The following is a 1466-nucleotide window of genomic DNA, read 5'->3' as shown; positions in this document are numbered from 1 at the left end:
CCCGAGCACCCGTATGCCGAGTTCACCGCACGGAGAGATCCCGCATGCCCCACTGGTCCGTCTACACAGGGAACAGCGAGCCGCACGACGGCATCGACGACCTGCCCGCGCCGCCGCCCTGGCGGGCGTTCGACGGCGAGCCCGTCCTGCCCGCGCCCCGGGACACCGAGGACCGGGCGGCCGTCTCCCCCGACCGCGCGCACCGCGCCCGCACCTACGTCGCTTCCCCCGAGACCGTCCAGCTCGTCAACGCCGCGCTCGTGCTGCGCCGCCCGCTGCTGGTCACCGGGCCGCCCGGCACCGGCAAGTCCTCGCTGGCCTACGCGGTCGCGCGCGAACTGCGGCTCGGCCCGGTCCTGCGCTGGAACATCACCAGCCGCTCCACCCTCTCCGACGGGCTCTACCAGTACGACCCGCTGTCCCGGCTCTACGCGGCCCGACGGGCGGCATGGCGGGCGGGAGACCCGAGGCCCGGGGGCGATGCGCCGGGCACGGGCGGCACGAAGGGCGTCCCGCCCGCGAGCGCCGACGTCGAGGAACACCTGCGCCTGGGCCCCCTCGGCACGGCCCTGCTGCCCTACCACCGGCCCCGCGTCCTCCTGGTCGACGAGATCGACAAGAGCGACCTCGACCTCCCCAACGACCTGCTGAACGTGCTGGAGGAGGGCCAGTACGAGATTCCCGAACTGATGCGCGCAGCCCGCGAGTTCACCGAGGCCGCAACCGCCGAGGTACTCGCCGACGGCACGGACGAGCCGGTCGCGGTCACCCGGGGCCGGGTGCGCTGCCGCGCCTTCCCCTTCGTGGTGCTGACCAGCAACGGCGAGCGCGAGTTCCCGCCCGCCTTCCTGCGCCGCTGTGTCCGCCTGCGGCTGCGCCGCCCGGACCGCGAGCAGCTCACCGAGATCGTCCGCGCCCACCTCGACACCCCGGCGGGTGACGCGGAACACCTCATCAACCGCTTCCTGAACCGCGCCGCCGACGGCGAACTCGCCACCGACCAACTCCTGAACGCCCTCTACCTCACGGGCGTCGCCGGCCTGGACGCGGACTCCCGCGACGCGCTGGCGGACGAGCTGATGCCGTACCTGAGCGCTACGGCGGACGGCGATGGCTTCTGACGGCCGACCGGTAACGGAGGGGGAACCGGTTTCCCCGCAGGAACCGGCTACCCCGCAGGAACCGGTTACTGAAAAGGAACCGGTTGCTCGACAGAAGCCGGTTGCTGAAACGACCCCACAGCAGCGCGACGGTACCGCCGTGGGGCGGCTCGCCGCGCTCCTGACCGCCGCCGCGGGTACCGCCCCGACGCCGCGCGAGCTGGCCGAACTGCTGTGGCTGGCACGGCAGCTGGAGGGAAGCAGTCCCTCGGAGGGAGACGGCCCGGAGAGCCGGATGCTCACCCCGCCCGCCCTCACGCCACCGGCCCGGCAAGGAAAGGCCACCGGCCCCACCGCTTTCCGCAC

The 1466-nt window shown here is 73.5% G+C and carries 2 protein-coding genes; both read left to right on the top strand.

What is annotated here, in order from left to right; translation table 11 throughout:
• Window positions 1-44 precede the first annotated feature (44 nt).
• Window positions 45-1121, top strand: a complete 1077-nt coding sequence (locus P1P75_RS41515; RefSeq protein WP_319265221.1) for a MoxR family ATPase — start codon at window positions 45-47, stop codon at window positions 1119-1121.
• 139 nt (window positions 1122-1260) lie between these two features.
• Window positions 1261-1466 (top strand): hypothetical protein (locus tag P1P75_RS41510; RefSeq protein ID WP_319265218.1); only part of this gene is annotated, 206 nt, incomplete at its 3' end.

It is taken from the genome of Streptomyces sp. ID05-39B, from assembly GCF_033794725.1.
Lineage (GTDB): Bacteria > Actinomycetota > Actinomycetes > Streptomycetales > Streptomycetaceae > Streptomyces > Streptomyces bobili.
This window is presented reverse-complemented; position numbering and strand designations above follow the sequence as displayed.